This is a genomic window from Cupriavidus sp. GW823-FHT07B10 (assembly GCF_058794355.1).
In genome coordinates, this window is the sequence record NZ_JBXAGS010000004.1 from 118052 (window position 1) to 142513 (window position 24462).

Annotated in this window: 24 protein-coding genes; 8 read left to right on the top strand and 16 right to left on the bottom strand. The window is 68.5% G+C overall.

Going from position 1 to position 24462, the window contains the following annotated elements; translation table 11 throughout:
• Nucleotides 1-3 precede the first annotated feature (3 nt).
• The 3 genes from AC1Q6V_RS10730 to norR form a co-directional block, all read right to left on the bottom strand.
• A complete protein-coding gene (locus AC1Q6V_RS10730; protein WP_439669408.1) occupies nucleotides 4-1578 on the bottom strand; it encodes a histidine kinase N-terminal 7TM domain-containing protein in 1575 nt (524 codons plus the stop codon).
• Nucleotides 1579-1787: 209 nt separating this feature from the next.
• A complete protein-coding gene (locus AC1Q6V_RS10735; protein WP_010810644.1) occupies nucleotides 1788-2216 on the bottom strand; it encodes a polyhydroxyalkanoate granule-associated phasin in 429 nt (142 codons plus the stop codon).
• Between the two features lie 148 nt (nucleotides 2217-2364).
• A complete protein-coding gene (norR, locus tag AC1Q6V_RS10740; RefSeq protein ID WP_011617790.1) occupies nucleotides 2365-3930 on the bottom strand; it encodes a nitric oxide reductase transcriptional regulator NorR in 1566 nt (521 codons plus the stop codon).
• Nucleotides 3931-4082: 152 nt separating this feature from the next.
• Between norR and ytfE the strand changes: the two genes are divergently transcribed.
• Nucleotides 4083-4790 (top strand): iron-sulfur cluster repair protein YtfE, encoded by a 708-nt coding sequence (gene ytfE / locus AC1Q6V_RS10745; protein ID WP_454750267.1) that lies wholly within the window; start codon nucleotides 4083-4085, stop codon nucleotides 4788-4790.
• A 34-nt stretch (nucleotides 4791-4824) separates the two neighbouring features.
• A complete protein-coding gene (locus AC1Q6V_RS10750; protein ID WP_454750268.1) occupies nucleotides 4825-7113 on the top strand; it encodes a nitric-oxide reductase large subunit in 2289 nt (762 codons plus the stop codon).
• A 77-nt stretch (nucleotides 7114-7190) separates the two neighbouring features.
• On the opposite strand, the gene AC1Q6V_RS10755 is transcribed toward AC1Q6V_RS10750, so the two are convergent.
• The gene (locus AC1Q6V_RS10755; RefSeq protein WP_058697348.1) at nucleotides 7191-7850 is read right to left on the bottom strand and encodes a DsbA family oxidoreductase; all 660 of its coding nucleotides are present in this window, start codon (nucleotides 7848-7850) and stop codon (nucleotides 7191-7193) included.
• A 132-nt stretch (nucleotides 7851-7982) separates the two neighbouring features.
• The gene (locus tag AC1Q6V_RS10760; protein WP_037024710.1) at nucleotides 7983-8396 is read right to left on the bottom strand and encodes a hypothetical protein; all 414 of its coding nucleotides are present in this window, start codon (nucleotides 8394-8396) and stop codon (nucleotides 7983-7985) included.
• Nucleotides 8397-8574: 178 nt separating this feature from the next.
• Between AC1Q6V_RS10760 and AC1Q6V_RS10765 the strand changes: the two genes are divergently transcribed.
• Nucleotides 8575-8952, top strand: coding sequence for a c-type cytochrome (locus AC1Q6V_RS10765; protein WP_010810822.1), 378 nt, complete (start codon nucleotides 8575-8577; stop codon nucleotides 8950-8952).
• On the opposite strand, the gene soxR is transcribed toward AC1Q6V_RS10765, so the two are convergent.
• A complete protein-coding gene (soxR, locus tag AC1Q6V_RS10770) occupies nucleotides 8915-9430 on the bottom strand; it encodes a redox-sensitive transcriptional activator SoxR (RefSeq protein WP_010810823.1) in 516 nt (171 codons plus the stop codon). The genes AC1Q6V_RS10765 and soxR overlap by 38 nt on opposite strands.
• Before the next feature lie 200 nt (nucleotides 9431-9630).
• Here soxR and AC1Q6V_RS10775 point away from each other — a divergent pair, with 200 nt between their 5' ends.
• On the top strand, nucleotides 9631-10056 hold the full coding sequence (locus AC1Q6V_RS10775; RefSeq protein ID WP_018315435.1) for a RidA family protein: 426 nt from the start codon (nucleotides 9631-9633) through the stop codon (nucleotides 10054-10056).
• Between the two features lie 165 nt (nucleotides 10057-10221).
• Here AC1Q6V_RS10775 and AC1Q6V_RS10780 read toward each other — a convergent pair whose 3' ends face one another.
• Together AC1Q6V_RS10780 and AC1Q6V_RS10785 are read right to left on the bottom strand one after the other, a co-directional pair.
• Nucleotides 10222-10608: a nuclear transport factor 2 family protein gene (locus AC1Q6V_RS10780; RefSeq protein WP_010810825.1), complete on the bottom strand. Its 387-nt coding sequence runs from the start codon at nucleotides 10606-10608 to the stop codon at nucleotides 10222-10224.
• A 105-nt stretch (nucleotides 10609-10713) separates the two neighbouring features.
• Nucleotides 10714-11607, bottom strand: a complete 894-nt coding sequence (locus tag AC1Q6V_RS10785) for a LysR family transcriptional regulator (RefSeq protein ID WP_454750269.1) — start codon at nucleotides 11605-11607, stop codon at nucleotides 10714-10716.
• A gap of 87 nt (nucleotides 11608-11694) precedes the next feature.
• Here AC1Q6V_RS10785 and AC1Q6V_RS10790 point away from each other — a divergent pair, with 87 nt between their 5' ends.
• Nucleotides 11695-12471 carry an NAD(P)H-dependent oxidoreductase gene (locus tag AC1Q6V_RS10790; protein ID WP_058697343.1) on the top strand — a complete coding sequence of 259 codons (777 nt, stop codon included), beginning with the start codon at nucleotides 11695-11697 and terminating at the stop codon, nucleotides 12469-12471.
• A gap of 30 nt (nucleotides 12472-12501) precedes the next feature.
• Here AC1Q6V_RS10790 and AC1Q6V_RS10795 read toward each other — a convergent pair whose 3' ends face one another.
• Together AC1Q6V_RS10795 and AC1Q6V_RS10800 are read right to left on the bottom strand one after the other, a co-directional pair.
• The gene (locus AC1Q6V_RS10795) at nucleotides 12502-13491 is read right to left on the bottom strand and encodes a Bug family tripartite tricarboxylate transporter substrate binding protein (protein ID WP_454750270.1); all 990 of its coding nucleotides are present in this window, start codon (nucleotides 13489-13491) and stop codon (nucleotides 12502-12504) included.
• An 80-nt stretch (nucleotides 13492-13571) separates the two neighbouring features.
• Nucleotides 13572-15026: an amidase gene (locus AC1Q6V_RS10800; RefSeq protein WP_454750271.1), complete on the bottom strand. Its 1455-nt coding sequence runs from the start codon at nucleotides 15024-15026 to the stop codon at nucleotides 13572-13574.
• Nucleotides 15027-15144: 118 nt separating this feature from the next.
• Here AC1Q6V_RS10800 and AC1Q6V_RS10805 point away from each other — a divergent pair, with 118 nt between their 5' ends.
• Entirely contained in the window at nucleotides 15145-16071 is a 927-nt protein-coding gene (locus AC1Q6V_RS10805; protein WP_058697340.1) for a LysR substrate-binding domain-containing protein, read from the top strand.
• 36 nt (nucleotides 16072-16107) lie between these two features.
• Here AC1Q6V_RS10805 and AC1Q6V_RS10810 read toward each other — a convergent pair whose 3' ends face one another.
• The 6 genes from AC1Q6V_RS10810 to AC1Q6V_RS10835 all read right to left on the bottom strand — a co-directional run bounded on the left by AC1Q6V_RS10810 (nucleotide 16108) and on the right by AC1Q6V_RS10835 (nucleotide 21572).
• On the bottom strand, nucleotides 16108-17043 hold the full coding sequence (locus AC1Q6V_RS10810; protein WP_011617774.1) for a BON domain-containing protein: 936 nt from the start codon (nucleotides 17041-17043) through the stop codon (nucleotides 16108-16110).
• Between the two features lie 299 nt (nucleotides 17044-17342).
• On the bottom strand, nucleotides 17343-17963 hold the full coding sequence (locus AC1Q6V_RS10815) for an OB-fold protein (RefSeq protein WP_010810832.1): 621 nt from the start codon (nucleotides 17961-17963) through the stop codon (nucleotides 17343-17345).
• Between the two features lie 139 nt (nucleotides 17964-18102).
• The gene (locus AC1Q6V_RS10820; protein WP_454750272.1) at nucleotides 18103-19503 is read right to left on the bottom strand and encodes a hypothetical protein; all 1401 of its coding nucleotides are present in this window, start codon (nucleotides 19501-19503) and stop codon (nucleotides 18103-18105) included.
• Between the two features lie 8 nt (nucleotides 19504-19511).
• Nucleotides 19512-20300, bottom strand: coding sequence for a hypothetical protein (locus AC1Q6V_RS10825; protein WP_454750273.1), 789 nt, complete (start codon nucleotides 20298-20300; stop codon nucleotides 19512-19514).
• 74 nt (nucleotides 20301-20374) lie between these two features.
• Entirely contained in the window at nucleotides 20375-20863 is a 489-nt protein-coding gene (locus tag AC1Q6V_RS10830) for a putative periplasmic lipoprotein (protein ID WP_010810835.1), read from the bottom strand.
• A complete protein-coding gene (locus AC1Q6V_RS10835; protein WP_454750274.1) occupies nucleotides 20847-21572 on the bottom strand; it encodes a penicillin-binding protein activator LpoB in 726 nt (241 codons plus the stop codon). Before AC1Q6V_RS10835 ends, AC1Q6V_RS10830 begins: the two co-directional genes overlap by 17 nt.
• Before the next feature lie 282 nt (nucleotides 21573-21854).
• Here AC1Q6V_RS10835 and AC1Q6V_RS10840 point away from each other — a divergent pair, with 282 nt between their 5' ends.
• Both AC1Q6V_RS10840 and AC1Q6V_RS10845 read left to right on the top strand, forming a co-directional pair.
• On the top strand, nucleotides 21855-22529 hold the full coding sequence (locus AC1Q6V_RS10840) for a response regulator (protein WP_010810837.1): 675 nt from the start codon (nucleotides 21855-21857) through the stop codon (nucleotides 22527-22529).
• Between the two features lie 9 nt (nucleotides 22530-22538).
• Nucleotides 22539-24425, top strand: coding sequence for a sensor histidine kinase (locus AC1Q6V_RS10845; RefSeq protein ID WP_041688212.1), 1887 nt, complete (start codon nucleotides 22539-22541; stop codon nucleotides 24423-24425).
• The last annotated feature ends 37 nt before the right edge of the window (nucleotides 24426-24462 follow it).

Below are 24462 nucleotides of genomic sequence, written 5' to 3' on the forward strand. Positions count from 1 at the left end.
CGCTCAGGCGTCGCCGTCCAGCATGAAGCGGTTGCGTCCCGCGCGCTTGGCCCGGTACATAGCGCTGTCGGCGCGGTGCAGCAGCGGCTCCAGCCGCGGCGCTTCCGGCACGGTCCAGACCGCGCCCACGCTGATGGTGACCACCGGCTGCACCGGCGTGCCGTTGTGCGCGATGCCGAGATCGCGCACAACGGCCACCATGCGGCGCGCCACGTCACGGGTCTCTTCACGCGTGGCGCCGGGCAGCACCGCCGCGAATTCCTCGCCGCCCAGCCGGGCGCAGAACTGCTCGCCGGAGAGCGTGCGGGCCAGGGCGCCGGCAATCTGCCGCAGGCAGTCGTCGCCGGCCACGTGGCCATGCAGGTCGTTGTATTGCTTGAACTGGTCCACATCCAGGATCAGCAGGCCCAGCGCCTGGCTGCGCTCGCACGCCCGGGTCACGGCCGCGATCGACTCGCGCTGGAAGTAGCGTCGGTTGCGGATGCCGGTCAGGGCGTCGATGTCCAGGTCGGCCTGCACCTGCCACAACTGCTCTTCGGTCTGGCCGAGCCGCGCGGTCAGGGCCAGCTCGCGCGACTGGAAGCGGCTGATGTCGCGCAAAAACAGCAGGCTGCCGATCTGCCTGCCGTCCAGGCGGGCGACACGCTCCACGGTAAGCTCGAAGGGCGCGCCCGGTGGCACGAAAGGCGTGGCCGCGAGGCTGGCAGTGTCGGCAGGCGAGTGCTGCAGCGCGGCTTCCCAGCCGGAGGGCAGTGGGTCGCCGCGGCGCAGGGCCGGCCAAAGCTGCGCGGCGGCCGGGTTGAATTCGACGATGGCGCCATGGCTGTCGACGATCACGCAGCCCTCGCTGAGGGCATCGAACACCTGCAGGCGGGCGTAGTGGCCGATATCGTCAAGGTGCGTGCGCAGCGCGCAGAACCAGACCAGCGCCGCCATCAGCGAGAACGTCGCCGGCGTCAGGTCCCCGCCCAGCGGCCCGGTCCAGCGGTTGAGGTAGGCGACATTGGCAACCAGGGGCAAGGCCAGGCCCGACGCCAGGATGGCGCGGCCCCGCCGCGACAAGGCCCCGTTGGGCACTTCGGCCGTCACCAGGAAATGCAGGCTCACCCCCAGCAGCAGGTACGACCAGGCCGCCACCGCGGCATAGCCGATGCCATGGTCGAACACCGCGCCGGGCAGTACGCCGGGAGGCATCAGCGTGATGCGCGGCCAGATCAGCCGGTGGCGCTCGTTGGTGAAGACCATCACCACGGTGACCACGGCCACCAGCACGGGCAGCCACAGCCTGGACCAGGGCACCACATAGCGCGGGCGGCTCAGGTGCACCATCGCCACCAGCCAACCGATCGGCACGGCGACGATCCCGAGGTACTGGATCTTGGCCCACAGGATGCGCCCTTCCAGGTCCGTGGAGCTGATCTCGAGCAGGCGGCCGCCGCTCCAGGTCGCCGCGCCGAATGCCAGCACCAGGAACGCCTGGACGGTCGGATCGTCGCGCCGCGGCCAGGTGGCGATGGCCATGCCGATGCAGGCGACCACGGCGACGGTAAGCAGGAGAACCAGGGAATATGAGGGCATTGAAGGCGGAGCGCGTCCCGAGACCCGGGCGTTGGTTCCGGCGATCCGCGATCTCGTCAGCCAGCATGATACCGGGCTGCGCGGCTGGCTTGGCAGTGGGTGCGCCGACGCAACAGGTGGCAGGCAAGGGGTGCGCGCGCGCCACTACCTGGCGCCGGGCGAACCGATCGGGATGATCGCCGCGACGGCGCAAGGCGGGGGCGGCCGGGTCATGCCGGCCGCGGGGTTTCGCGGACCAGCCAGAAGGGGACGTCGGTGACGTCCTTTTGCATGTCTTGCCAGTCAGGCATCAGGCCCCGCGTCAGCAGGTGGCCCCAGCCATCGATCCACTTCTGCTGGGCCCGGGCGTACAGCTCCAGCATGGCCGATGCATAGTGCAGCGGGCCGCCGATCAGCGGCAGCTCGCAGGCAATCTCGCGCGCATAGAAGGCCTCTGGCTCCGGCGCGAGGATCGCGCCCATGGCATCGAACTGCAACTCCTCATACATGGTGCGGGCGAACTCCAGGTTGAGTTCGGCCATGCGGCGCCAGTTGTCCGCCAGGTCGGCCTGCATGGCCTCGACCTGCTGCGCGCCGGAGAAGAAGGTGGGAAACGGCCGGAAGCCGAGCGGCCAGAAGGTTTGCATTGCGGTCATCATCACGGGAATCTCCGGTGGTGGGCGTGCGCGCAGCGGGGCGGCAGTTGCTGCACACGGCGATGCCGACATGCGGGCGGCACACCCGGACTAGCTTATGCGGTAATGGCGCGCATCGCCATGTCTGCATCCTGGCACCCGAGTGTGTCAGTCACTTGCACCCCAGCCGCCTGGCCAGCTTGTGCAGGTTGCTGGCATCGATACCCAGCTGGCGCGCTGCCTGCGCCCAATTGCCACCCTGGTCCTTCAATGCCTGTTCGATGCAGGCGCGCTGGGTTTGCTCGACCGCGTCGCGCAGGGTGATGCCTGCAGCAAGCGCCGGGGCGGCGAACGCGCTGGCCATGCCGGCGCCGGCATGGTGTGCTGCGGGCACTTCCAGTCCGTCGAGGTCGAGCAGTTCAGGCTCCAGCGTCACGATGTCATTGCGGCCCGCGCCACGGCTGACGGCACGCAGCGCCGCGCGGCTGATCACGTGTTCCAGCTCGCGCACGTTGCCGGGCCAGCGGTAGCTGCGCAGCGCATCCTGCGCACCGCCTGACAGCCGCAGGCTGCGCAGCCCCAGGCGCGCGCGGTTCAGCTCCAGGAAGCGCCCGGCCAGCAGCAGCACGTCGTTGCCGCGCTCGCGCAGCGGCGGGATCGGGATCGGGTAGACCGACAGGCGGTGGTACAGGTCGGCGCGGAACGAGCCGTCGCGCACATGCTCGCGCAGGTTGCGGTTGGTCGCGGCAATCACGCGCACGTTGACGCGGCGCGGGCGGTCCGAGCCCAGCCGCTGGATCTCGCCGTTCTGTAGGGTGCGCAGCAGCTTGGCCTGGATCGCCAGCGGCAGTTCGCCGACTTCATCGAGGAAGAGGGTGCCGCCGTCGGCGGCCTCGAAGCGTCCCGGGCGCTCGCCGGTCGCGCCCGAGAACGCGCCGCGCGCGTGGCCGAACAGCTCGCTTTCAGCCAGCGACTCCGGCAGCGCCGCGCAGTTGACATGCACCAGCGGCTGCGCGCGCCGGCGCGACTGGCGGTGCAGCCGGTGCGCGAACAGCTCCTTGCCCACGCCGGTCTCGCCCAGCAGCAGTACCGGCAGGTCGGTATCGGCCACCACCTCCAGCTCATGCAGCAGGTTGGCGATGGCCTCGCTCTGGCCGATGATCTCGCCGCCGATGTCGCCATGCTGGGCCGTGCCTTCGTCGGCCTCGGGCGTGCCGCGTGCCAGCTGCAGCGCGCGGATCTCGCCTTCCAGCCGGGTGGTGCGGATGGCCGCTTCCACGATCACCGTCAGCCGCTGCAGCTCGGCCTGGGCCGCGGCATCGAAGGTGCCGATCGCCAGCGCATCCAGCGTCAGCGCGCCCCAGGGCTGGCCGTCCACGGCCAGGCTGGTGCCCATGCAGTCGTGCACCGGCAGCGGCTCGCCAACGTGCTCGTCGATCAGGCCGTCGTATGGGTCGGGCAGCATGCTGTCGTGATGGAAGCAGGTCACCCCGCGCCGCGCCAGGATCGCGGCCAGGCGCGGGTGCAGGCCGACCGCAAAGCGCCGGCCCAGCGCATCGCGCACCAGGCCATCGACCGCAACGGGGCGCAGGTGGTCTTCTTCCAGCCGCAGCAGCGCCACCGCGCCACAGCGGAAATGCGTGCGCAGCATGCTGACCAGCCGCTGCAGGCGCACCGCATGCGGCAGGTCGGTGACAAGGTCGGCCAGCAACTCGGGATACATCGCGCTCGGTAGCATGGTTAAAAATACCGTAAGGGTGATAAGTACCGCGAGAAGTATAGGGTATTAATTACCGTCAGTGTTTCAACCCATTGATCTGGATAGGTTTTTTTTAGGCACGCTCCTCGCGTAAGTCGTGCAGGCCATAACTTACACATGGAGCAACCATCATGACCTTGCAGGACCACTCGCTTGGCCAACTGGCCCGCCTGATCCCTGGTGCCACCCGGATCTTCCACGACTACGGGCTGGACTTCTGCTGCGGAGGCAAGCAGACCCTGCGCGACGCCGCGCAGCAAAAGGGTCTCGATGCGGCTGCCGTCGGCACCATCGACGCCCAACTGCGCGCGCTGCAGGACGAAGGGCCGTCGGCACAGGACTGGAACACGGCGGCGCCGGCCGAGCTGATCGAACATATCCTCACGCGCTTCCATGCGCGCCACCGCGAGCAGTTGCCCGAGCTGATCCGCCTGGCGCGGCGCGTCGAGCAGGTGCACGGTGACCGGCCCGATTGCCCGCTTGGCTTGGCCGACCACCTGAGCGAGATGCTGGGCGAGCTGGAAACGCATATGCAGAAGGAAGAGCAGGTGCTGTTCCCGATGTTGTCGCGCGGCCTGCATGCCGCCGCGGGCCGGCCGATCACGGTGATGCGCGCCGAGCATGACGACCACGGCGTGGCGTTGCAGCGGCTGGCGGCGCTGACCAACGACATCACGTTGCCGCGCGCGGCCTGCAATACCTGGCGCGCGCTCTACCTGGGCCTGCGCACGCTGCGCGAAGACCTGATGGAACACATCCACCTGGAAAACAACGTGCTGTTCGAGGTCGCCACCGCCGCCGCGCAAGCCACTGGCTGCGGTTGCTCGACGCACGCCTGAGCCCTCCCGCCACCATAACCAACGACTTCGCATCATGGGTTCCTACCGCAGACTCTGGTTCCTGCTGATCGCCGTGCTGGCGGTCACGTTCTCCCTGCTCGGCTACTACGGCGTCGAGGTGTACCGGCAGGCCCCGCCAATGCCGGCCAAGGTCGTCACGACCGAGGGCCGCACGCTCTTCACCGGTGAAGAGATCCTGGACGGCCAGACCGCCTGGCAATCCGTGGGCGGCATGCAGCTGGGCTCCATCTGGGGCCACGGCGCCTACCAGGCGCCGGACTGGACCGCCGACTGGCTGCACCGCGAACTGAGCGCGTGGCTGGAGCTGGCCGCGCAGGACGCCAACGGCCGGCCCTATGCGCAACTCGACGCGCCGGCGCAGGCCGCGCTGCGCGAGCAGCTGCGCACCGAGTACCGCGGCAATGCCACCGATCCGGCCACCAACGTGCTGACCGTGTCGAAGCGCCGCGCGCAGGCCATTGCCGACACCGCCGCCTACTACGACCAGCTCTTCTCCGACGCGCCGGCGCTGCACACCACGCGCGAGCACTACGCGATGAAGGAGAACACGCTGCCCAGCGCCGAGCGCCGCGAACAACTCACGCACTTCTTCTTCTGGACCGCGTGGGCCGCATCGACCGCGCGCCCGGGGCACGAAGCCACCTACACCAACAATTGGCCGCACGAGCCGCTGATCGGCAACCAGCCCACCAGCGAGAACGTGGTGTGGTCGGTAATCAGCGTGGTGGTGCTGCTGGCCGGGGTCGGCTTCCTGGTATGGGCATGGGCCTTCCTGCGCGGCAAGGAAGACGCGCCGCCGCAGGCGCCGGCACGCGATCCGCTGCTGGCCGTGGCGCTGACGCCGTCGCAGCGCGCGCTCGGCAAGTACCTGTTCCTGGTGGTGGCGTTATTCGTGTTCCAGGTGTTCCTGGGCGGCTTTACCGCGCACTACACCGTCGAAGGCCAGAAGTTCTACGGCATCGACGTCTCGCAGTGGTTCCCCTACGCACTGGTGCGCACCTGGCATATCCAGAGCGCGCTGTTCTGGATCGCCACCGGCTTCCTGGCCGCGGGCCTGTTCCTCGCGCCGCTGATCAACGGCGGCAAGGACCCGAAGTACCAGCGCCTGGGCGTCGACGTCCTGTTCTGGGCACTGGTGGTCGTGGTGGTGGGATCGTTCACCGGCAACTACCTGGCGATCGCGCAGAAGCTGCCTGCTCACCTGAACTTCTGGCTGGGCCACCAGGGCTATGAGTATGTCGACCTGGGCCGGCTGTGGCAGATCGGCAAGTTCGCCGGCATCCTGATCTGGCTGGTGCTGATGATGCGCGGCATCCTGCCGGCGCTGCGCGCGCGCGGCACCGACCGCAACCTGCTGGCGCTGCTGACCTCGTCGGTGGTGGCAATCGGCCTGTTCTACGGCGCGGGCCTGGCCTACGGCGAACGCACCAGCCTGACGGTGATGGAGTACTGGCGTTGGTGGGTGGTGCACCTGTGGGTGGAAGGGTTCTTCGAAGTTTTTGCCACCACCGCGCTGGCCTTCATCTTCTCCACGCTCGGCCTGGTGTCGCGCCCGATGGCAACGGCCGCCAGCCTGGCCTCGGCCTCGCTGTTCATGCTGGGCGGGATTCCCGGCACCTTCCACCACCTGTACTTTGCCGGCACCACCACGCCCGTGATGGCAGTGGGCGCCGCCTTCAGCGCGCTGGAAGTGGTGCCGCTGATCGTGCTGGGCCATGAGGCCTGGGAGAACTGGAGCCTGAAGCGGCGCGCGCCGTGGATGGCAGACCTGAAGTGGCCGCTGATGTGCTTTGTCGCGGTGGCGTTCTGGAACATGCTGGGCGCCGGGGTGTTCGGCTTCATGATCAACCCGCCGATCGCGCTGTACTACATCCAGGGACAGAACACCACGCCAGTGCATGCCCATGCCGCGCTGTTCGGGGTGTACGGGTTCCTGGCGCTGGGCTTCACGCTGCTGGTGCTGCGCTACGTGCGCCCGGCCTACCGGCTCAGCCCAACGCTGATGAAGACCGCCTTCTGGGGGCTGAACCTCGGCCTGGTGCTGATGATCGGCACCAGCCTGCTGCCGATCGGCATCATCCAGTTCCTGGCCAGCGTCGAGCATGGCACCTGGTATGCGCGCAGCGAGGCCTTCATGCAGCAGCCCATCCTGCAGACCCTGCGCTGGGTGCGCACCTTCGGCGACGTGGTGTTTATCGTCGGCGCGGTGTCGTTTGCCTGGCAGGTGGTGCTGGGGCTGGCGAATCGTACGCCGCTGGCGGCGGATGCGGTGCCGGCAGGGATGAAGCCGGCGGCACGTTGAAAGATAGGGAGCGAGAGGCAGTGTTTGCCCGCCCGGGGTTCCGGGCGGGCTTTTTTATCCTGCCGATGCGTGGCGGCTCAACTGTTCCCAGCCTGCTGCGCCTCGGCCACGACTTCCCGGATGGCCTGCTCGAAAGCCTCCACCGGCTGCCCGCCGGTGACCAGGTAGCGGTTGTTGAAGATGATCGATGGCACCGACTGGATGCCCATGCGCTGGTACTCCTGGATTTCCGCGCGCACCGCATCGGCATAGTCATCGCTGTCCAGCACCTTGCGCGCCGCCGCGGCATCCAGGCCAACGGCCTGCGCGGCTTCGATCAGCACCTCGTGATTGCTCGGGTCCTTGCCATCGGCATGGTAAGCGCGCAGCAGCGCCAGCTTCAGCGGCAGCTGCTTGCCTTCCAGGCCCGCCCAATGCAGCAGCCGGTGGGCGTCGAAGGTGTTGTAGACATGGGTGCGCTCGCCAAACGGAAAGCCCACGCCGGCGCCGCGCTCGCGGATCATGGCCTGGGTCTCTGCGATCTGCGCCGGGGTGCGCCCGTACTTCCTGCCGAGATAGTCGACGATCGCCTCGCCCTCCGGGCGCATCCCCGGGTTGAGTTCAAACGGATGCACGACGATCTCGGCATCCACCGCATCGCCAAGGCGCTGCAACGCCAGTTGCAGCGAAGACAGGCCGATGGCGCACCAGGGGCAGGCAATGTCGGAGACGAAGTCGATCTTGATGGGTTGGGGCATGGCTACTCCTGGCATGGGCAGGGGTATGGCCCCGGCCCGGATCTGGAAATTGCCGACAGGGTAGCCTGACTGGCGAATCCTTGCAGGCGGGCGCCGCGGCCGTGGCCGTGGCGCCCGCCCCATACGAACCCGTCAGTCCCAGCGGCGCCCGTGGCCGTAGCCGTCATTGTGACCATGACGGTGTGCCCATTCGCGCTCGCGCCAGTCGCGGCGGTGGTCTCGATAGCCTTCGCGGTAGCCTTCCCGGTAGTAGCCCCGGTGGTAGTCGCTGCGATAGCCGCGGTCATAGTCGTAGCGTACCGGGACCGGTGCCACCACGACGGGGCGCGGTGCCACCACTACCGGGCCGGGCGCATAGGCAACCGGAGCCGGCGCATACACCGGCGCAGGGGCATAGACCGGGGCTGGACGATAGACTGGCGCCGGCTGGGCCACCACCACGCCCGGCACGCCGATGCCGATATCGATATTCACACCGGCGTACGCCCCGGCGCTGGCCACCAGCATTGCACCACCTGCTACCGCCATTGCGATGATTCGTTTCATGGTTGCCTCCCAAGGGGCGTTGGACATGGGCTCACTGTAGGGGGCGGGCCTGTAATATGGGACGCGCGAAGTGTTGCAAGTGTGACGTGGTGTAACCCCGCTGCAGGGCCGGGACGTCCTGGCTACGCCTGTATCATTCAACCCCGTTGCCGAAGCCCTTTCCTTCCCTAGCTGCTCCATGCGCCGTACCGCCTTTGTCCTGCTGGCCCTGGCCGCCTTCACCGCCATCCCCACTGCAGCCACTGCCGCCGATATCCAGGCCGGCAAGGCACTCTTCGCCACGCGCTGCGCCTCGTGCCATCACGTCGGCCGCAACGCGCGCGCAGGCTTTGGCCCGCAGCTGAACGGCATCTTCGGCCGCGCCGCGGGCGGCACCAGCGATTTCCAGTATTCGGAGGCGATGCGCGCTTCAAAGGTGGTGTGGTCGCATGACACGCTGCGTGCCTTCATCCATTCGCCCGGCAAGGTCGTGCCTGGCACCAAGATGCGCTTCTGGGGGCTCAGTGACGACAAGCAGATCAGCGATCTGCTGGCTTACCTGCAGACATTGCAGTAGGCGGGAAATGCGGCCCCGGCCCTTCCCCGGCCAGCGCGTCATGCGGGTTCCGCAACGGGCACGCCTTCAACGACAGACACCCGCACCCGATACACCCATCCAGCTGGTCACGCAATTGCGTGAGCGTCCGGATCCGTTCATCCAGGTCATCGCGCCAGCTCGCCGACAGCCGGCGCCAGTCGGCCGCGGTGGGCGCACGCCCGTCCGGCAGCTTCTGCATGGCATCGGCGATCACCGCCAGCGGCAACCCCATGCGCTGCGCCACGCGGATCACGGCCAGGCGCCGCAGCACGGCACGCGCATAACGGCGCTGGTTGCCGCCGCTGCGGGTGCTGGCGATCAGGCCACGCGATTCATAGAAATGCAGGGCGGATACGGCAATGCCCGTGCGCGCGGCGACTTCGCCGACGGAGAGCAGTTCTTCGGAAGGCGCGGCACGGCGCCGGCGCGGTGAGGGGGGCTTGTTCGCGGAGGCCATCGGCAGTGGAAGACACCAGTGGAACGGAGGAATGCCCATGCTAACACCAAGGCTGCGCTTGACCTCAATTTAGGTTGAGGTTTGATACTTGCGACTCCATTGTTCGCCACGCCTCAAATACAGAGCTGATGACCATGTTCCCGTTCTCGCCCTCATCCTTGCGTTCTCCTTCTATGCCCGCGCTGCCTTCAATGCCCACCATGCCGGTTGCCCGCCCCAATCCCTCGCTGAGCCTCATCAATCCCGAGGGCCTGTACGACCCGCGGCCCAACGGCTATTCGCATGTGGCCATGGTGGAAGGCCCGGCCCGCATCGTCTATATCGCGGGGCAGGGCGGTGAGGACGCGGCCGGCTGCCTGCCGCTCGATTTCCCGCGCCAGGTGGCACGCGCCATGCAGAACCTGCGCATCGCGCTGCAAGCGGCAGGCGCCGACGTGGGCGATGTGGCCAAGCTCACGGTGCTGGTGGTCGACCACTCGCACGACCGCCTGCGCACCTTCGGTGCGGCGCTGCGCGAGATGTGGGGCGACAAGCCAACGCCGGCCTGCACGCTGATCCCGGTGCCGCGGCTGGCGCTGGACAACATGCTGTTCGAGATCGAAGCGACGGCGGTGCTGCCGGGCTGAACGCAACTCAACGACTGCGTGATCGCCGAAGTGGCGCGCGTGGTCGGGCGCGGGCGGGTGAAGGCAATGTTCTTCGGGCCGATGTCAAAGCCAGGATTGCCTGCAGCCGCAAGGTAGACCCGGGCTGCACCGCTGCGGCGCTTTGCCGCAGCGGCTGTCCCATCTTCAGCGCGGTGCGGCGCTGAAAGTCTTGTTGACGATCTTCCAGACGCCGTCGATCTCCAGCAGCGTCATGTAGTCGGTGAAGGTCACGCCCGGGTATTCCAGCACCACCTTGGCCACACCGGCATTGCCCACCACATCGAACTGCGTGATAAAACGCTTGCGCTGCGCCTCGTCCGCCGCGGGATGGCCGGGGCAGCGCGCCGAGGCGAATTCCTCGACCGTCAGCGAATGCAGCTTGCCATCACGGAACGAGACGATGCGCGCGTCGGCGGCAAACGCCTTGTACATGAACTCGGCCTTGCCGGTGATATGGCCCTGCAGGTAATCCTCGATCGGCGCGAGCGCGGCCACGTGGCGGGAAGTCAGGCCCGTTTCTGAATACGTCATGGTCTCCTCCAAAACTGGGGCGGCACCGGGTACCATCCTATGCCGCAGCGTTGAAAGAGCTGATTGTATTCCAGTTTTGTATGCAAACGTGCGAGGCAGCGCCGCTCAGACCGATGTGGCGATGAGTTCACGCAGCCAACTATGCGCCGGATCGCGATGCACGCGCTCTGGCCACAACATCGACATCTCATAGCCCGGCACTTCGACTGGTGGTTCCACCACCTTCAGTCCCGGCACGCCGCGCACCAGCCGCTCGGGCAGCATCGCCACCAGATCGGTGCTGGCAACGGCCGACGTGACAAACAGGAAGTGGGGCACTGACAGCACCACACGCCGCTGCATGCCGGCCAGTACCAGCGCCTCGTCGGTGACGCCGTAGAAGCCGCCACCGTCCGGCGACACAATCACATGGTCGAGCGCGCAGAACTGCGCCAGCGTGGGCCGCCGCTTCAGCCGCGGATGGCCGGCGCGGCCCACCAGCACATAGCGCTCGGTAAACAGTGCACGCCGGTGCAGGCCCGGCGGCGAGCCATCGGTGGTATGGAAGGCCAGGTCCAGTTCGGCACGCTCGGCCTGCCGGGCGATGCGCGGCGGCACCATCTCGACCACGGCCAGGCGCGCGCCGGGCGCCGCCATGCGCAGCGCCTGCAGCGCCGGCAGCACGATGGTCGATTCGCCGTAGTCGGTCGCAGCCACGCGCCAGGTGTGGGTCGAGGCAGCGGGATCGAACGGACTATCGGACGAAACCGCATGCTCCAGTGCGCCCAGCGCCTCGCGCAAAGGTTCGCGCAGTGATTCGGCCTTGGCGGTGGGACGCATGCCGCGCGGGCCCGGCAACAGCAACGGGTCGCCGAAGTAATCGCGCAGCCTGGACAGGTGCACGCTGACGGAAGGCTGCGACAGGTGCAGCCGCTGGGCCGCGCGGGTCACGTTGTGCTCGGACAGCAGCACATCCAGCGTCACCAGCAGGTTCAGGTCGAGCCGCCTGAGATTAGTCATGGCAATACCTGGGATATTGGATATTCATTTCTAATATAGCGGACGACGGCCTATGCTGGTTTCACTCAATCATTGGAAGCTGCTGTCATGAATGTATTGCTTGTCTATGCCCACCCGGAACCGAGGTCGCTCAACGGGGCGATCCGCGACTTTGCCGTGCAGCGCTTGCGCGATGCCGGGCACCAGGTCCAGGTCTCGGACCTGTATGCGATGCAATGGAAGGCCCAGCTCGACGGCGCCGATACCAAGGCGCAGCCGGGCGATGCGCCCTTCCACCCGTCACTGGATTCCAAGTACGCGTTCGAGAACGGGCTGCAGAGCGATGACATTGCGCATGAGCAGGAAAAGCTGCGCTGGGCCGACACGGTTATCCTGCAGTTCCCGCTGTGGTGGTTCTCGATGCCGGCCATCCTGAAAGGCTGGGTCGAGCGCGTCTACGCCTATGGTTTTGCCTACGGCGTCGGCGAGCACTCTGACGAACGCTGGGGCGACCGCTATGGCGAGGGCAGCCTCGCCGGCAAGCGTGCCATGCTGGTCGTTACCACCGGCGGCTGGGAATCGCACTACAGCCCGCGCGGGATCAATGGCCCGATCGACGACATCTTGTTCCCGATCCACCACGGCATCCTGTACTACCCCGGGTTTGACGTGCTGCCGCCGTACCTGGTGTATCGGACCAGCAAGGTTGATGAGGCGCGCTTTGCTCGGATTCGCGAGGAGTTGGGCGAGCGGCTGGATGCGCTGGGGACGACCGCTCCGATTCCGTTCCGGCGGCAGAACGCGGGGGACTACCGGATTCCGCAGCTGACGCTTCGCGAGGAGGTTGCGCCGGGAACGGTGGGGTTCGCGGCGCATGTGGAATAGGGACGGCAACCGACGGCCGCCCTGGTGGACTTACTCCGCCCGAATATCCGCCCGCGCCGCCACCGCCCGCATCTCGGGCAATTCCTTCTCCACCCGCGCCTTCACCGCCGCGCCATTGCCATAAGCCGGCGTCAGCGCCAGTTCGACCATGCGTGCCTTGGTAGCCGGCGCGTTGGCGACGTCTGCCAGGGCCTTCTCCAGTTTCTGCTGTACTGGCGCGGGCAGGCCCGCGGGTGCCAGCAGCGCGAACCACGTGCCCATCTGGAAGCCGGGATACCCGCTCTCCGCGACAGTCGGCACTTGCGGCAACGCCGGCAGTCGCTGCGGCGACAGCACCGCCACCGGCCGGATCTTGCCGCCCTTGATCAGCGGCAGGGTGGCCACGACGGTATCGACGGCGACCTGCACCTGGCCGCCGGCCAGCGCGGTCAGGCTGGGGGCGCTGCCGTTGAAGGGCACGTGGACCATGCGGATGCCGGTGGCGGACTTGAGCATCTCCGCGCCGAAATGCACCGAGGAGCCGGCGCCGAACGAGCCGTAGGAGAACTTGTCGGGGTGGGCCTTGGCCTGCGTCACCAGATCCTTGAGCGTGGTGATCTGCGTGTCCGGGTTGGCTACCAGCACCAGGCTCATGTCGGCGACCAGGCCCAGCGGGGTGAAGCTCTTGATGGGGTCGTAGCCCAGGTGTTGGCGGATGGCCGGGTTCAGCGTCAGCGTGGTGCTGGCCGCCAGCAGCAGCGTGTAGCCGTCGGGCGCGGCCTTGGATGCCTGGGTGGCGCCGATCACGGTGCTGGCGCCGGGCTTGTTCTCGACCACTACCGACTGGCCGAGCTTTTCGCCGAGGCCGACTGCCAGCAGGCGGCCCAGCACGTCAGTGGCGCCGCCCGCGGCGAAGGGCACCACCAGCCGGATCGGTCGGTCCGGCCAGGATTGGGCCTGCGCGGCGGCGGGCGTTGCGGACAGCACCGCGGTCAGGGCGGCGGCGCAGGCGAGAAACGGCTTCGGGGGCATTGCGGTCATCGTTGGCACTCCTGCCGGCAGTTGTAGGAATAGAAGGCAATCGGAAGCAATACGAAGCGGGGCCGGGACCAGCCGAAGGCTCAATCGAGCCAGGGGCTGCGCACGCGCGAGAAGCCGCCGGCCTGGTCATAGGCATGGCCGAGCTGCAGCACGGCGGCGTCGGCCTGCGCGGGGCCGATGATCTGGATGCCGGCCGGCAGGCCCTGGCGGCCGAAGCCGGCGGGTGCGGCCAGGGCGGGCAGCCCGGCCATGGTGACCGGCACCACGACCTGCATCCAGCGGTGGTAGGTGTCCATGTCGCGGCCGTCGATGGTGTGCGGCCAGTCCCAGTCGGCATCGAACGGAAACACCTGCGCGGCCGGCAGCACCAGGTAGTCGAAGCGCTCGAACAGCGAGCGCAGTGCCTGGTACCACGCGCTGCGCTCGCACAGGGCTTCGTACACGCGCGTGCCCGGCAGGGCCAGGCCGCGCTCGATCTCCCATGCGGCCTCGGGCTTGAGCAGCGCGCGCCTGGCCGGGTCGTGGTACAACGCCGCGTTGGCGCCAGCCACCGAGAAGCTGCGCAGGTCGATCCACGCGTGCCACAGCCGCTCCAGGTCGAACTCGGGCAGCGCGGTGTCCACGGTGCAGCCGAGCGTGCGCAGGTGCGTGAGCGCCTGCTCGCAAGTATCTAGCACGCCGGCTTCGGTCGGCAGGTGGCCGCCCAGGTTGCCCAGCCAGCCGATGCGCACGCCGGCCCAGTCGCGTTCGGGCGGCAGCGTGAAGGTGCCGGGCGCTTCGGCGCGGTGCGTCAGCGGCAGACGCGCGTCGAAGCCGGCCTGCACCGACAGCAGCAGGGCCAGGTCCGGCACGTTGCGCGCCATCGGGCCGGCCACGCTGAATTGCTGGAAGAAGACCTCGTCGCCCGGGCCGTGCGGCACGCAGCCGACCGAGGTGCGCAGGCCATACACGTGGTTGAACGCCGCGGGCGTGCGCAGCGACCCCATCATGTCAGAGCCATCCGCCACCGGCAGCATGTGCAGCGCCACGGCCACCGCGGCGCCGCCGCTGCTGCCGCCGGCGGAACGCGCCGGGTCGAAGGCGTTGCGGGTGGTGCCGTAGACCGGGTTGTAGGTATGGCCGCCCAGGCCGAACTCCGGCGAGTTGGTGCGCCCGACGAAGACCGCGCCGCCGGCGCGCATGCGCTCGAAGATCACGGCGTCGTACTCGCTGACCTGCCCGGCGAAGATCGGCGAGCCCTTGGTGGTGACCATGCCCGCGGCCGGGCTGATGTCCTTGGGCGCCTGCGGGAAGCCGTGCAGCGGGCCGCGGCTGGCGCCGCGTGCCAGTTCGGCGTCGAGCCCGGCGGCCTGCGCGCGCAGGGTGTCGCGCTCCACCGGAGCCACGATGGCATTGACGCGCGGGTTGTGGCGGTCGATCTGGCCAAGGAAGGCATCGAGCACTTCCACGCACGAGACCTCGCGCGCATGGATGGCGCGCGACAGGGCGACGGCATCGAGTTCGGTGATGGGATCGGGGGTCCGGGTGGGCGCCATGGCTCGGGGGTCTCCTGTGGTGTCGGGAAAAAGCATACGGGCGGCGCACGGTTTCCCGCAATCGATGATTTTTTCAAATATCCTTGCGTAAAACGCAAACCAGCCCCCGGAGCCGCCCATGCTGTCGCATCGCCTGCAGGAAACCTCGCTGCGCTATTTCCTGGAGGTGATACGCAGCGGCTCGCTGACCGAGGCGGCGCAGCGGCTGAATGTCACCGTGTCGGCCGTGAGCCGCCAGGTCGGCGCGCTCGAAGCGTTGCTCGGCGTGCCGCTGTTCGACCGCCGGCCGCGTGGTATGGTGGCGAGTGCCGCCGGGGAGTTGCTGGCAGCTTATGCGCTGCGCGGCGCGCTGGAAGCCGATCGGGTGGTGTCAGAGATTGCCGCGCTGCAGGGCCTGCGCCGGGGCCGGGTGCGGGTGGCCAGCTCGGCGGGGTTTGCGATCGAGTTCCTGCCGCGCATCATTGCCGAATTCCGCCAGCGCTATCCGGGCCTGCAGTTCCATGTGCGCGTGGCGTCGCCGGCCGAGGTCACCGGCATCGTGCTGCATGGCGATGCGGACATCGGCATCACCTACAGCCGCGCCGCGGAGCAGGGCATCCGCGTGGAGCACCGGCAGCCCGCGCCGGTGATCGCCATCATGCGGCCGGACCATCCGCTGGCGCGCTTTCGCAGCGTCACGCTGGCGCAGATGCAGCCTTATCCCCTGGCGCTGCCGGAGGGCGACAACACCGTGCGCCAGCTGTTCGACATCGCTTGCGGCGAACGCGGGGTGGTGGTCGAGCCGGTGCTGGTGACCAACCACTTCGAGACCCTGACCAGCTTCGTGCTGCACGGTGGCGGGCTGTCGATCTCCGGCGCCGTCACCGTGGGCGACAGGTTGCGCCGCGGTGAACTGCACGCCGCCTCGATCCGGGAGCGCGGCATGCGCAGCCGCGCGGTCGAACTGCAGACGCTGGCCGGCCGCACATTGCCTGAGGGTGTGCGTGCGTTCCTGGGGTTTATCCGCGAACGGCTGGCGGCGGAGGTTGGCGTGGCGGGCGCCTAGGCCGCTCTCGGCCTGGAGCGCCCGCCACCGTTGGCGTTATCCGCGCCAGGTGCTGCCGGTCACATCGCTGGTGCTGCGGGCTTCGGGGGCCTCGCGGCGCACGCGGATGTCGTTGTTGACTTCCTTGACGCCGTAGGTGCCGTCGGCCAGGTCTTCGATATAGAACTTCTGGCCGCGGTCGCGCACGGTGCCGGTCAATGACACCACGCCTTCGCTGACGTCGACGCTGACGTCGCTGACGTCAACGCCGCGCGCGTAGCTGAGCTGCTCGCAGATCTGGTCGCGGATGCGCTCGTCGCTGCGCTGGTAGCCGCGCGGGCCGGTGCGGCGTTCGGAGCTGCCGAACCAGTCGCCCACGGCTTCGCCGATGCGGCGGCCCAGGTTGTAGAGCACGCCATGCGAGCCTTCGCGCTCGTCATCGGGGCTGTCGGTTTCCCAGCCGCGGCGCTGCGCATATTCCCGGTAGCCCGGGCTGTGGCGCCGGATTTCATAGCGCTGCTTCTCTTCCCAGTCCTCGTGCGGGTCGACCCAGTAGCGGGTGTCACTGCGCAGGTCGCCGAAGTGGGTGTCATGGCCGCGCGTGCGCGGCGATTCACGCGGATCCCGTGCGCGTTCGGCGCTGCGGCGCCACTGGCGCTCGGCGTTGTCGTCGTCGCGTTGCCACGCCTGCGGGTCGCGCCATTCGCTGGCACGCTCCCAGCCATAGCCGCCGTTCAGGCCGTAGCGCAGGTTGCTGCCGTAACGCTCGCCGGACGGGTGTGCCGGGTACCTGCGGGCGCCGTACGCTTCGTTGAAATCCCGGTCCGGGCGGGCGGGGCCGCCGTAGCTGGTTTGGCCCGGGGCCATTTGCTGGCGCCGACGCCGCGCTTGCCAGCGCTCCTGTTCGGATTCAGGTTGCCAGTCATCGTCCTGCCATGCCTGGCGGCGTTGGCGCGCGTTGCGCGCATTGCGCTCATCGTAGTAGTAGCCCATGCTGTTTTCCTGACAGTGTGCGTGTGGCGCCATGTGCGGGCGCACATGCCGTGCGCGAACCGCTGGCGGGTAATCAGGAAGGGGCAAGATTCGTACCGTGTGGAGGGGGGTGCCCCGCGGACGGGGATTTGCGGCACTTTGGCGTGCGCTACCGTGCAACGGTTTCAGAGCTTGTAAGGGATGCAGGGCCGGACGGGCGTGCCGTGCCGCAGGATCCACATGGTGCGAGGCAGGGACGCCCAGACGCGCAGCCTGGGGCGAGGCGGCCATACTGCCGCCCGTCGCCGCCTTTGGCTGGTTTACTTCGTGCTGCTGGTCTTGGTCGACTTTGTCGATTTGGTCGACTTGGTGGTCGTGGCTGCCTTGGCGGGAGCGGCCGCGCTGCCGGCAGCTGCCGTGGTATTGGCCGCTGATTCGATCTTCGACTTGCTGAACGCGAAATAGCATTCGGTATTGCTGCTGTTGGCCATTTCCGAATCGCGCGTCGCCAGCACGCCGGTGACGTTGACCTTGTCCCCGGTCTGCAGGTTGCTGATCTTCTTCTGGTTGACCATCAGCGCGTCGCGCATCAGCGCCTTGCCGGTGCACTGCGGATTGACCGAGTCCTTGAAGTAGACGGCGATGGTGTCGTCCGACTTGCCCAGGCCATCCACCTTGGTGATGCGGGAGACCGTACCCGATACCAGGATTGCCTGCGAATCCCACTTCTTCTTCGCGGTGATTTCGTTCTTCTTCCAGTCCGACCAGATATCGCCCAGCGAAGCCGGCTTCGGATCCGCCAGCATGCGGAAGTCGCCGCTCAGCACGTCGCCGGTGCCGTCGAGCACGCCGCTGATGGAGGACATTGCGCCGTCCATCGATTCACAGCCCGCCAGCAACCCGGCCAGCGCCAGCCCTACCACCAGTTTTCCCGTCTTCATTCTGTTTTTCTCCAGATCCGCCAGCCCCGTCGGCTGACGACGAGGCATTGTAGCGTACAGGTTGCAAAATTCGACAGAACTGGCAAAAGCGCTCTAATTTCGTGGAAAAGTGGGAAATATCCCCCAAACGGGGGCTGTGCTACTGGCCGAACGGCAGGGCCAGCAGTTCGGTGCGCAGGACCGCGTTGGCGCGCTCGCGCCCGGACTCGACCGGCTCGGCCGGCCAGGGCGAGGGATTGGCCACGCCGCCATGCTCGGCATCGAAGGCGGAATATTCACGGCCCCAGGCCAGCGAGCATTCGCCATGGCGGCTTTGCAGCAGGGCAGAGCGCGGCTTGCCGCCGCCGCCAGGGGTGAACTGCACGGCCGGCGATGCCAGCGGCGCAGCCAGGCCTTGCAGGTAGACGATCTTGGGCAGCGATGCCCAGTAGCGGGTATCGGCCTCGGCATTGGCCGCCCTGGACATCGCCCCCGCGGCAAGGCTGATCAGCGAGCCGGCAGCCCCGGCTGCGCCCAGTCCCTGCGCCAGGCCGGCATTGCCACTGTTGGCTCCCGACAACGCAGCATTCACCAGGCCCGAGGACAGCGCTCCCGCGGCATCGGCAATGGTCGCGGTGTTTTCCTTGAAGACGGCTTTGCCATCCAGGATGCCCTGGATTGGCCGCCCGCCCCGGGTCAGCGCGACGCGGTCGAGGTCGGCGGCAGTGCCTGAGGCCATCGGCTTCACCGCCGATGCATAGGCGATGCGCGGCGTGCTTCCTGCCGCGCCTTGCGGCAGGAAGCCGAGGATGCTCCTGGTGTCGCCCAGCGTGACTTTCTCCGGGCCGATGCCAAGCTCGAACACGCTCAGGTGCCGCGGCAGCGTGCCGCGCGGCTGGGCGTAGAACGGCTCCGGTGCGTGCCTGGCCGCGCGCGCCGCCAGCTCAGCCGCGCGCGCGCTGTCGCCGGCGCATTGCGAGGCCCAGGCCGCCAGCCAGGCCATCAGCGCAAAGCCGCCCTGATCACCGTCATAGCGCTCGTATTGCCCGAACGCGTTCTGGATGTCGGCCTGCAGGAAGGCTGCGCGGGCGTTCTGGTAGTCGCCGGCGCTGGCATAGAGCAGGCCGCGGTAGTAGAAGGTCATGGCCCGTTCGTACGGTTCGCCCTTCCAGTCCTTGACGCTTTCGGCGGACCACAGCGACTTGGCTTGCTGTGCGTTGGGGTCGTCGGCATAGATGCGCAGGATGCGCGCCGCGGCCATGTCGAAGGCGCGCCCGGCCAGGCGCGGCTGGCCGGCCTCGATCGCGGCCAGGCCCAGCAGGTTCAAGTTGAGCACGGCATTCCACTCGCCTTCCATGTACAGCGTATGCAGGATGCGCTGGAGTTCGGCGGCTTTGTCGGCAACGAAGCGGTCGGCTTCGGCCGCCAGCCGCTTCTCTTCGCCGTCGAACCAGGCTGCCGCCCCCGGCAGGGGCGCGGCCAGCGCCAGCGCGGCCAGCGCCAGCGCGGCCAGTGCGGCGGCGGTGCGCCGCATCCCCCGGGCAGTCTTGCGGATCCGCATTGCCGGCCTCAGCGGTGCTGTGCCAGCGGCGCGGCGGTTTCACGCAGATCGGCCAGCTCCTGTTCGCCGGGCAGTTGGTAGCGCACTTTCATGGTGAAGCCGATCGCCTGGCCCGGCTCCAGCACCACCCGCTGGAACGTGAACTTCTGCACCTGGTCCAGCCGCTCGTGCCGCATCGCCACCTGCTCATCGGATTTCGAATAGTTGTCCATCGCCAGCGTCACCAGCGACAGGAACGGCAGCCCGCTCAGTACGCCCTTGACCATGGTCTGGTCGGTGTACTTGTTGGCGCTGCCCAGCTTGACCAGTTCCAGCTCGGCGGGCAGCAGGTCATAGACCGTCAGGTCGCCGCGGAAGGCCTTGTCGCCGCGGTTGAAGGCCAGGAAGTGGATGGTGCGGTTGAACTCGTCGGGGTCCTTGCTGTGCAGGTCCAGCAGGATCTCGCGGCGGATGAAGTCGCCGCGGTGCAGTTCGCCCTTGATGAATTCGATCCTGGGCACGTCCTTGCGGTTGACCGCCAGCTGCCGCTTGACTTCGGCCTGGGTCACCATGCCGTCTTCATACAGGGTGTAGACCAGCGGGGTCGAGGCCACCACGACCTTGCTGTTGCCGGGGGACACGGCCACGGTATCGCCCACGTTCAGGCTGGACAGGTCGGCCTTGCCGGCCATATCGGCGCGCACCTGGGGCGAGCTGTCGCCGCCGGTGCGGGTGGATTTCAGCGCCATCTGCGGGGCGGCGCAGCCGGCAAGGAGGACGGCGGCGAGGGTGGCCGCCAGCAAGGAAGGACGTGGCATGGAACAAGCTCCGGTCATGGCTGCAGAACGGGATGGATGTCAGGGGTGCCGGCAGGACCGGGCATAACGCATCGTCATGGGCGTGCTGGCCCGGGCAGCGCGGGGTAGAGCTGGCCCGGGCGGTAGGGCTGCTGCGCCCGCTGCGCGTCCAGGATTTCGAGCGCACCCGGCAATGAGCCGGCCATGACGGCGTGCTCGGCGTAGTCGAGCTGCGTGCGCGGCGGCAGCACCAGCGTGCGCCAGGCGCTGGGCGGCTCGGGGGCGGTGCCGCCTTGCTGCGGGCGGAAGCGGGTGCGTACCAGCAGCGCGACGTCGAATTCGGCGCAGTTGTAGAGGCCCGCACTGACGGAGCCGAGCCCGCTGGCGGTGCGTGCGATGCCAAGCTCGCGCACGCCGACCATGTCGGCCAGCTCCGGCGAGAGGAACGAGACGGGCAGGGCGGGGCGCTCATGCTGCTGCCGCCACGGCGTGCAGCCGCGATGGGCGGGGGGCGTGGTGGAGCAGCCAGCCAGCGCCAGCAGGCAGGCCGCCAGCGCGCCGGCGCGCCTACCGATAGACCACATCGTCGGCCGCGGCGCGCTGGAATTCATAGATGTTGCTCCAGACCAGCTCGCCCGATTCGACCTCGACCAGCTCGAAGGAGATCTGCATGTAGCGCTGCACCATGCCGGTGGCGGCGCTGCGGCTGTCGAGCGAGCCGATGCGCCCGGACAGGCTGTAGTCGGCACCGATGCGCGCGCGGGTCAGGCCCAGCGTGCCGGCATCGGTGGCGCCGCTGCGCTTGGCCTGGCGCTCGCGTTCGACCAGGGCAGTCTGCGCGCTGACGAACTGGATGCGGGATTGCGCGGCGCGGTTCAGGCTGACCCGCAGCCGGTCCACGATCAGTTGCCGGTCCAGCGGCTGTGAGCTGTCGTTGATGAAGTTGGCGCTGTCCAGGGCGATGCGCGGGCGCTTGCCATCCTTGCCCGGCGCAAAACGCGGCTGCGCCGCCAGGATGTCGCGCATCATCTGGTCAGCCATGGCCACGATGTCGTGACCGTCCAGGCCGACGCCGGACACCGGGCCCTTGCGGCTGACGTCCAGCTCCATGGCGGCCACGCCGGCCGTGTTCGGTGCGGTGGCCAGGCAACCGGCCAGCAACGCCGCCAGCCCGCACGCGGCCATCCCGGCAGCCAGCCGCACCGCGGCCGTTGCCGGGATGGCGCCTGCGGGCTCCCCCCTTGCATGCCCGATTTCCCGTGCGGCCGGTGTGCCGGCTGTCTTATGTGTCACGGTGGTCTTCCCCGTATTCCCGCTTGTTTGCCTGTCTTGTTGCCCGCACTGCCGGCTGCGGCCGATTGGGCTGTTTTGCCGGATCATAGGGGCAGGTGGATTCAGGCGCCTCCCCAGAATATGGGATGGGAAACCGCGGCAGACTGTGCGATGGGTGGGGGCGGCGGCGTTTACCCTGAGGGAGGCCGCGCGGCCGTCCCTGGTGCGGACGGATATGTCAGAATCCGCCGTCGTGCCCGGCGCAACGGGCGGCACAACGGCATGGCTCGGGAAGAGACAGGCATGGCAAGCACAACTAGTGTCCTGATCGTGGAGGATGACCCGGCGGCGCTGAGCCGCCTGGTGCAGGCCGTCGAGATGCATGCGCCGGCCACCGTGGTGGCAGGCTGCACCGCCAGCGCGGCGGAGGCCCTGGCCTGGCTGGCGCAGCACCAGCCCGACGTGCTGCTGTGCGACCTCGGCCTGCCGGACGGCAGCGGCATCGACGTGATCCGCGCCGCGCGCGAACGTTATCCCGCCTGCGACTGCATGGTGGTCACGGTGTTCGGCGACGACCAGCACGTGCTGGCCAGCATCGAGGCGGGCGCCATCGGCTACCTGCTCAAGGACGAAACCACGGACCGCATCGCCGCCTCCATCGGCGAACTGCGCGCGGGCGGCTCGCCGATGAGCCCGCTGATCGCGCGGCAGGTGGTGAACCGGCTGCGCGGCGCGCCGGCAGAGGCGGTTGCGCGCGATGCCGCGGCCACCGGCGCCGTGGTGCTGTCGGTGCGCGAGAACGAGATCCTGGACCTGATCTCGCGCGGCTATACCTATGCCGAGACTGCCCGCTATCTGGGGCTGAGCGTGCATACCGTGCAATCGCACATCAAGAACATCTACGGCAAGCTGGCAGTGCGCTCGCGCGGCGAGGCCGTGTTCGAGGCGGCCAAGCTGGGCCTGCTCAAGTCCTTGTGACCCCACCCCATGCTGCATCGGCCGCGCCACCTCCGGATCGTGCTTGTCGTGCTGCTGGCATGGGCCTGCCTGATGCTGTCCGGCGTGGCGGCAGCCGCGGGCACGATGGAACTGGCCGCGGCCACGCGCTCGGCCACGCTGACCGACGGCACGGTGCTGCCGGCGCGCCCGCTGACGCTGCCTGACTACTGGGACCGGGAGCAGCCGGGCAAGTCCGGCACGCTGGCCTACGAACTGCGCTTTGACCGCAACTGGCCCGCGGCTGACCCCGGGGGGCTGTTCGTGCCATGGGCCGGCGGCAGCTACGAGGTACGCGTCAATGGCGTGCTGATCGCCGCCGGCGGGCGCCTGGACGCACCCTCGTCGGCGCTGGCCAAGCGCCCCTACTACGTGGCCGTGCCGCCCGAGCTGGCGCGCGCGCACGGCAACCTGCTGCGCATCACCGTGGCGGCGCGCGCCTATGCGCGCTCGGGCCTGCTGCCGGTGACGGTGGGTCCGGCCGCTGAAGTGCGCGCGCAGTTCGAGCAGGCCTTCCGCCTGCGCGTGGTCGGCCCGCTGATTGCGGCGGTGCTCAGTGTCGTGCTGGGCGGCCTCGCGCTGCTGATCTGGTGGCGCCAGCGCGACCCGCTGTTCGGCCTGTACGGGCTGGCCGAGGTCGCCTGGAGCGTGCGCCTGCTCGACTACTTTGTCGATGACCTGGCGATTCCCGCGGAGCTGCGCAGCTATATCGTCGCCGCCGCGCGCGAGGTATTCCTGGGCGCCATCGCCCGCTTCTGCCTGCTGGTGATCCGCGTGCCGTGGCGCTGGCTGCACCGCACCCTCAACGCCTACCTGTGGCTGGCGCTGCCGGTGGTCGCGCCGCTGGCCGCGATGTCGAGCCACCCGATGGTCTTTCCGCTGAGCTGGCTGGTCAAGGTGGGCATCATCCTGACCGTGGCCGGCGCGATGGTATGGGGCGCATTGCGCCGGCCCAGCCGCGAGGCGACGCTGCTGGCCGCCACCGTGGGCGTGTCGGCGCTGCTGTTCCTGGCGGACTGGATCAAGGTCTGGCTGACCGGTGACTACTACTGGGTCCATTCCATGACCCGCTATGTGTCGGTGCCGTTCAGCGTGGTGATGGCGTGGATGCTGGTGGAGCGCTACACCAGCGCGGTGCAGAGCCTGCAGGACGCCAACCAGGTGCTGACCGAGCGCGTCGCGCAGCGCGAGGCGCAGCTGCGCGCGGCCTTCGCGCGCACGCAGAAGATCGCCGCCGAGGAGACCGCGCTGCGCGAGCGCGGCCGCATCCTGCGCGACATGCACGATGGCCTGGGCAGCCAGCTTGTCACCACGATCTCGATGCTGGAATCCGGCAAGGCCAGCTCCCCGGAAATCGCCGTGCAGGTCCGGCACGCCCTGGATTCGCTGAAGCTTTCCATCGACGCCATGCAGGACACCGGCGGCGACCTGGCGGCAGTGCTGGGCAACCTGCGCTACCGCCTGGGTCCGCGCATCGCCGATGGGGGGCTCGACATCCACTGGGAGGTCGAGCGCCTGCCCGCGCTGGCGCATTTCACCGCGCGCAAGGTGCAGGAGCTGCAATACCTGCTGCTCGAAGGCATCACCAACGTGCTGCAGCACGCGCGGGCAACCGCCCTTACCGTGACCGCCCACGCGGACATGGACGCGCAGGTGATCCGGATCACGCTGGCCGACAACGGCCGCGGCTTCGACACCGGGGCCACGCGCGGCGGGCGCGGGCTGCGCAACATGCAGGTGCGCGCGGCGGCCATCGGCGGGCGCTTGCAGATCCGGTCGGCGCCGGGCAGTACGGCGCTGACGGTGGAGGTTCCGCTGGCGCCGGGAGACGGCGAGGAGGCCGGCACGGACGGGGAGGGGCTCGCGCCCGTCGCGTAGAGGTCCGGCAGCCTCGGCGCGAAGGCTCAGCATGCCA

Excerpts from the sequence above, each read along its gene's own strand:
- AC1Q6V_RS10840 (WP_010810837.1), top strand. The coding sequence starts at position 21,855 with ATGGCAAGCACAACTAGTGTCCTGATCGTGGAGGATGACCCGGCGGCG.
- AC1Q6V_RS10750 (WP_454750268.1), top strand. The coding sequence starts at position 4,825 with ATGGGTTCCTACCGCAGACTCTGGTTCCTGCTGATCGCCGTGCTGGCG.
- AC1Q6V_RS10775 (WP_018315435.1), top strand. The coding sequence starts at position 9,631 with ATGCCGGTTGCCCGCCCCAATCCCTCGCTGAGCCTCATCAATCCCGAG.
- AC1Q6V_RS10755 (WP_058697348.1), bottom strand. The coding sequence starts at position 7,850 with ATGCCCCAACCCATCAAGATCGACTTCGTCTCCGACATTGCCTGCCCC.
- AC1Q6V_RS10735 (WP_010810644.1), bottom strand. The coding sequence starts at position 2,216 with ATGATGACCGCAATGCAAACCTTCTGGCCGCTCGGCTTCCGGCCGTTT.
- AC1Q6V_RS10765 (WP_010810822.1), top strand. The coding sequence starts at position 8,575 with ATGCGCCGTACCGCCTTTGTCCTGCTGGCCCTGGCCGCCTTCACCGCC.
- AC1Q6V_RS10845 (WP_041688212.1), top strand. The coding sequence starts at position 22,539 with ATGCTGCATCGGCCGCGCCACCTCCGGATCGTGCTTGTCGTGCTGCTG.
- AC1Q6V_RS10810 (WP_011617774.1), bottom strand. The coding sequence starts at position 17,043 with ATGGGCTACTACTACGATGAGCGCAATGCGCGCAACGCGCGCCAACGC.
- AC1Q6V_RS10825 (WP_454750273.1), bottom strand. The coding sequence starts at position 20,300 with ATGCCACGTCCTTCCTTGCTGGCGGCCACCCTCGCCGCCGTCCTCCTT.
- AC1Q6V_RS10820 (WP_454750272.1), bottom strand. The coding sequence starts at position 19,503 with ATGCGGATCCGCAAGACTGCCCGGGGGATGCGGCGCACCGCCGCCGCA.
- AC1Q6V_RS10830 (WP_010810835.1), bottom strand. The coding sequence starts at position 20,863 with ATGTGGTCTATCGGTAGGCGCGCCGGCGCGCTGGCGGCCTGCCTGCTG.
- AC1Q6V_RS10815 (WP_010810832.1), bottom strand. The coding sequence starts at position 17,963 with ATGAAGACGGGAAAACTGGTGGTAGGGCTGGCGCTGGCCGGGTTGCTG.
- norR (WP_011617790.1), bottom strand. The coding sequence starts at position 3,930 with ATGCTACCGAGCGCGATGTATCCCGAGTTGCTGGCCGACCTTGTCACC.
- AC1Q6V_RS10730 (WP_439669408.1), bottom strand. The coding sequence starts at position 1,578 with ATGCCCTCATATTCCCTGGTTCTCCTGCTTACCGTCGCCGTGGTCGCC.
- AC1Q6V_RS10760 (WP_037024710.1), bottom strand. The coding sequence starts at position 8,396 with ATGAAACGAATCATCGCAATGGCGGTAGCAGGTGGTGCAATGCTGGTG.
- AC1Q6V_RS10800 (WP_454750271.1), bottom strand. The coding sequence starts at position 15,026 with ATGGCGCCCACCCGGACCCCCGATCCCATCACCGAACTCGATGCCGTC.
- AC1Q6V_RS10790 (WP_058697343.1), top strand. The coding sequence starts at position 11,695 with ATGAATGTATTGCTTGTCTATGCCCACCCGGAACCGAGGTCGCTCAAC.
- soxR (WP_010810823.1), bottom strand. The coding sequence starts at position 9,430 with ATGGCCTCCGCGAACAAGCCCCCCTCACCGCGCCGGCGCCGTGCCGCG.
- ytfE (WP_454750267.1), top strand. The coding sequence starts at position 4,083 with ATGACCTTGCAGGACCACTCGCTTGGCCAACTGGCCCGCCTGATCCCT.
- AC1Q6V_RS10780 (WP_010810825.1), bottom strand. The coding sequence starts at position 10,608 with ATGACGTATTCAGAAACGGGCCTGACTTCCCGCCACGTGGCCGCGCTC.
- AC1Q6V_RS10795 (WP_454750270.1), bottom strand. The coding sequence starts at position 13,491 with ATGACCGCAATGCCCCCGAAGCCGTTTCTCGCCTGCGCCGCCGCCCTG.
- AC1Q6V_RS10785 (WP_454750269.1), bottom strand. The coding sequence starts at position 11,607 with ATGACTAATCTCAGGCGGCTCGACCTGAACCTGCTGGTGACGCTGGAT.
- AC1Q6V_RS10805 (WP_058697340.1), top strand. The coding sequence starts at position 15,145 with ATGCTGTCGCATCGCCTGCAGGAAACCTCGCTGCGCTATTTCCTGGAG.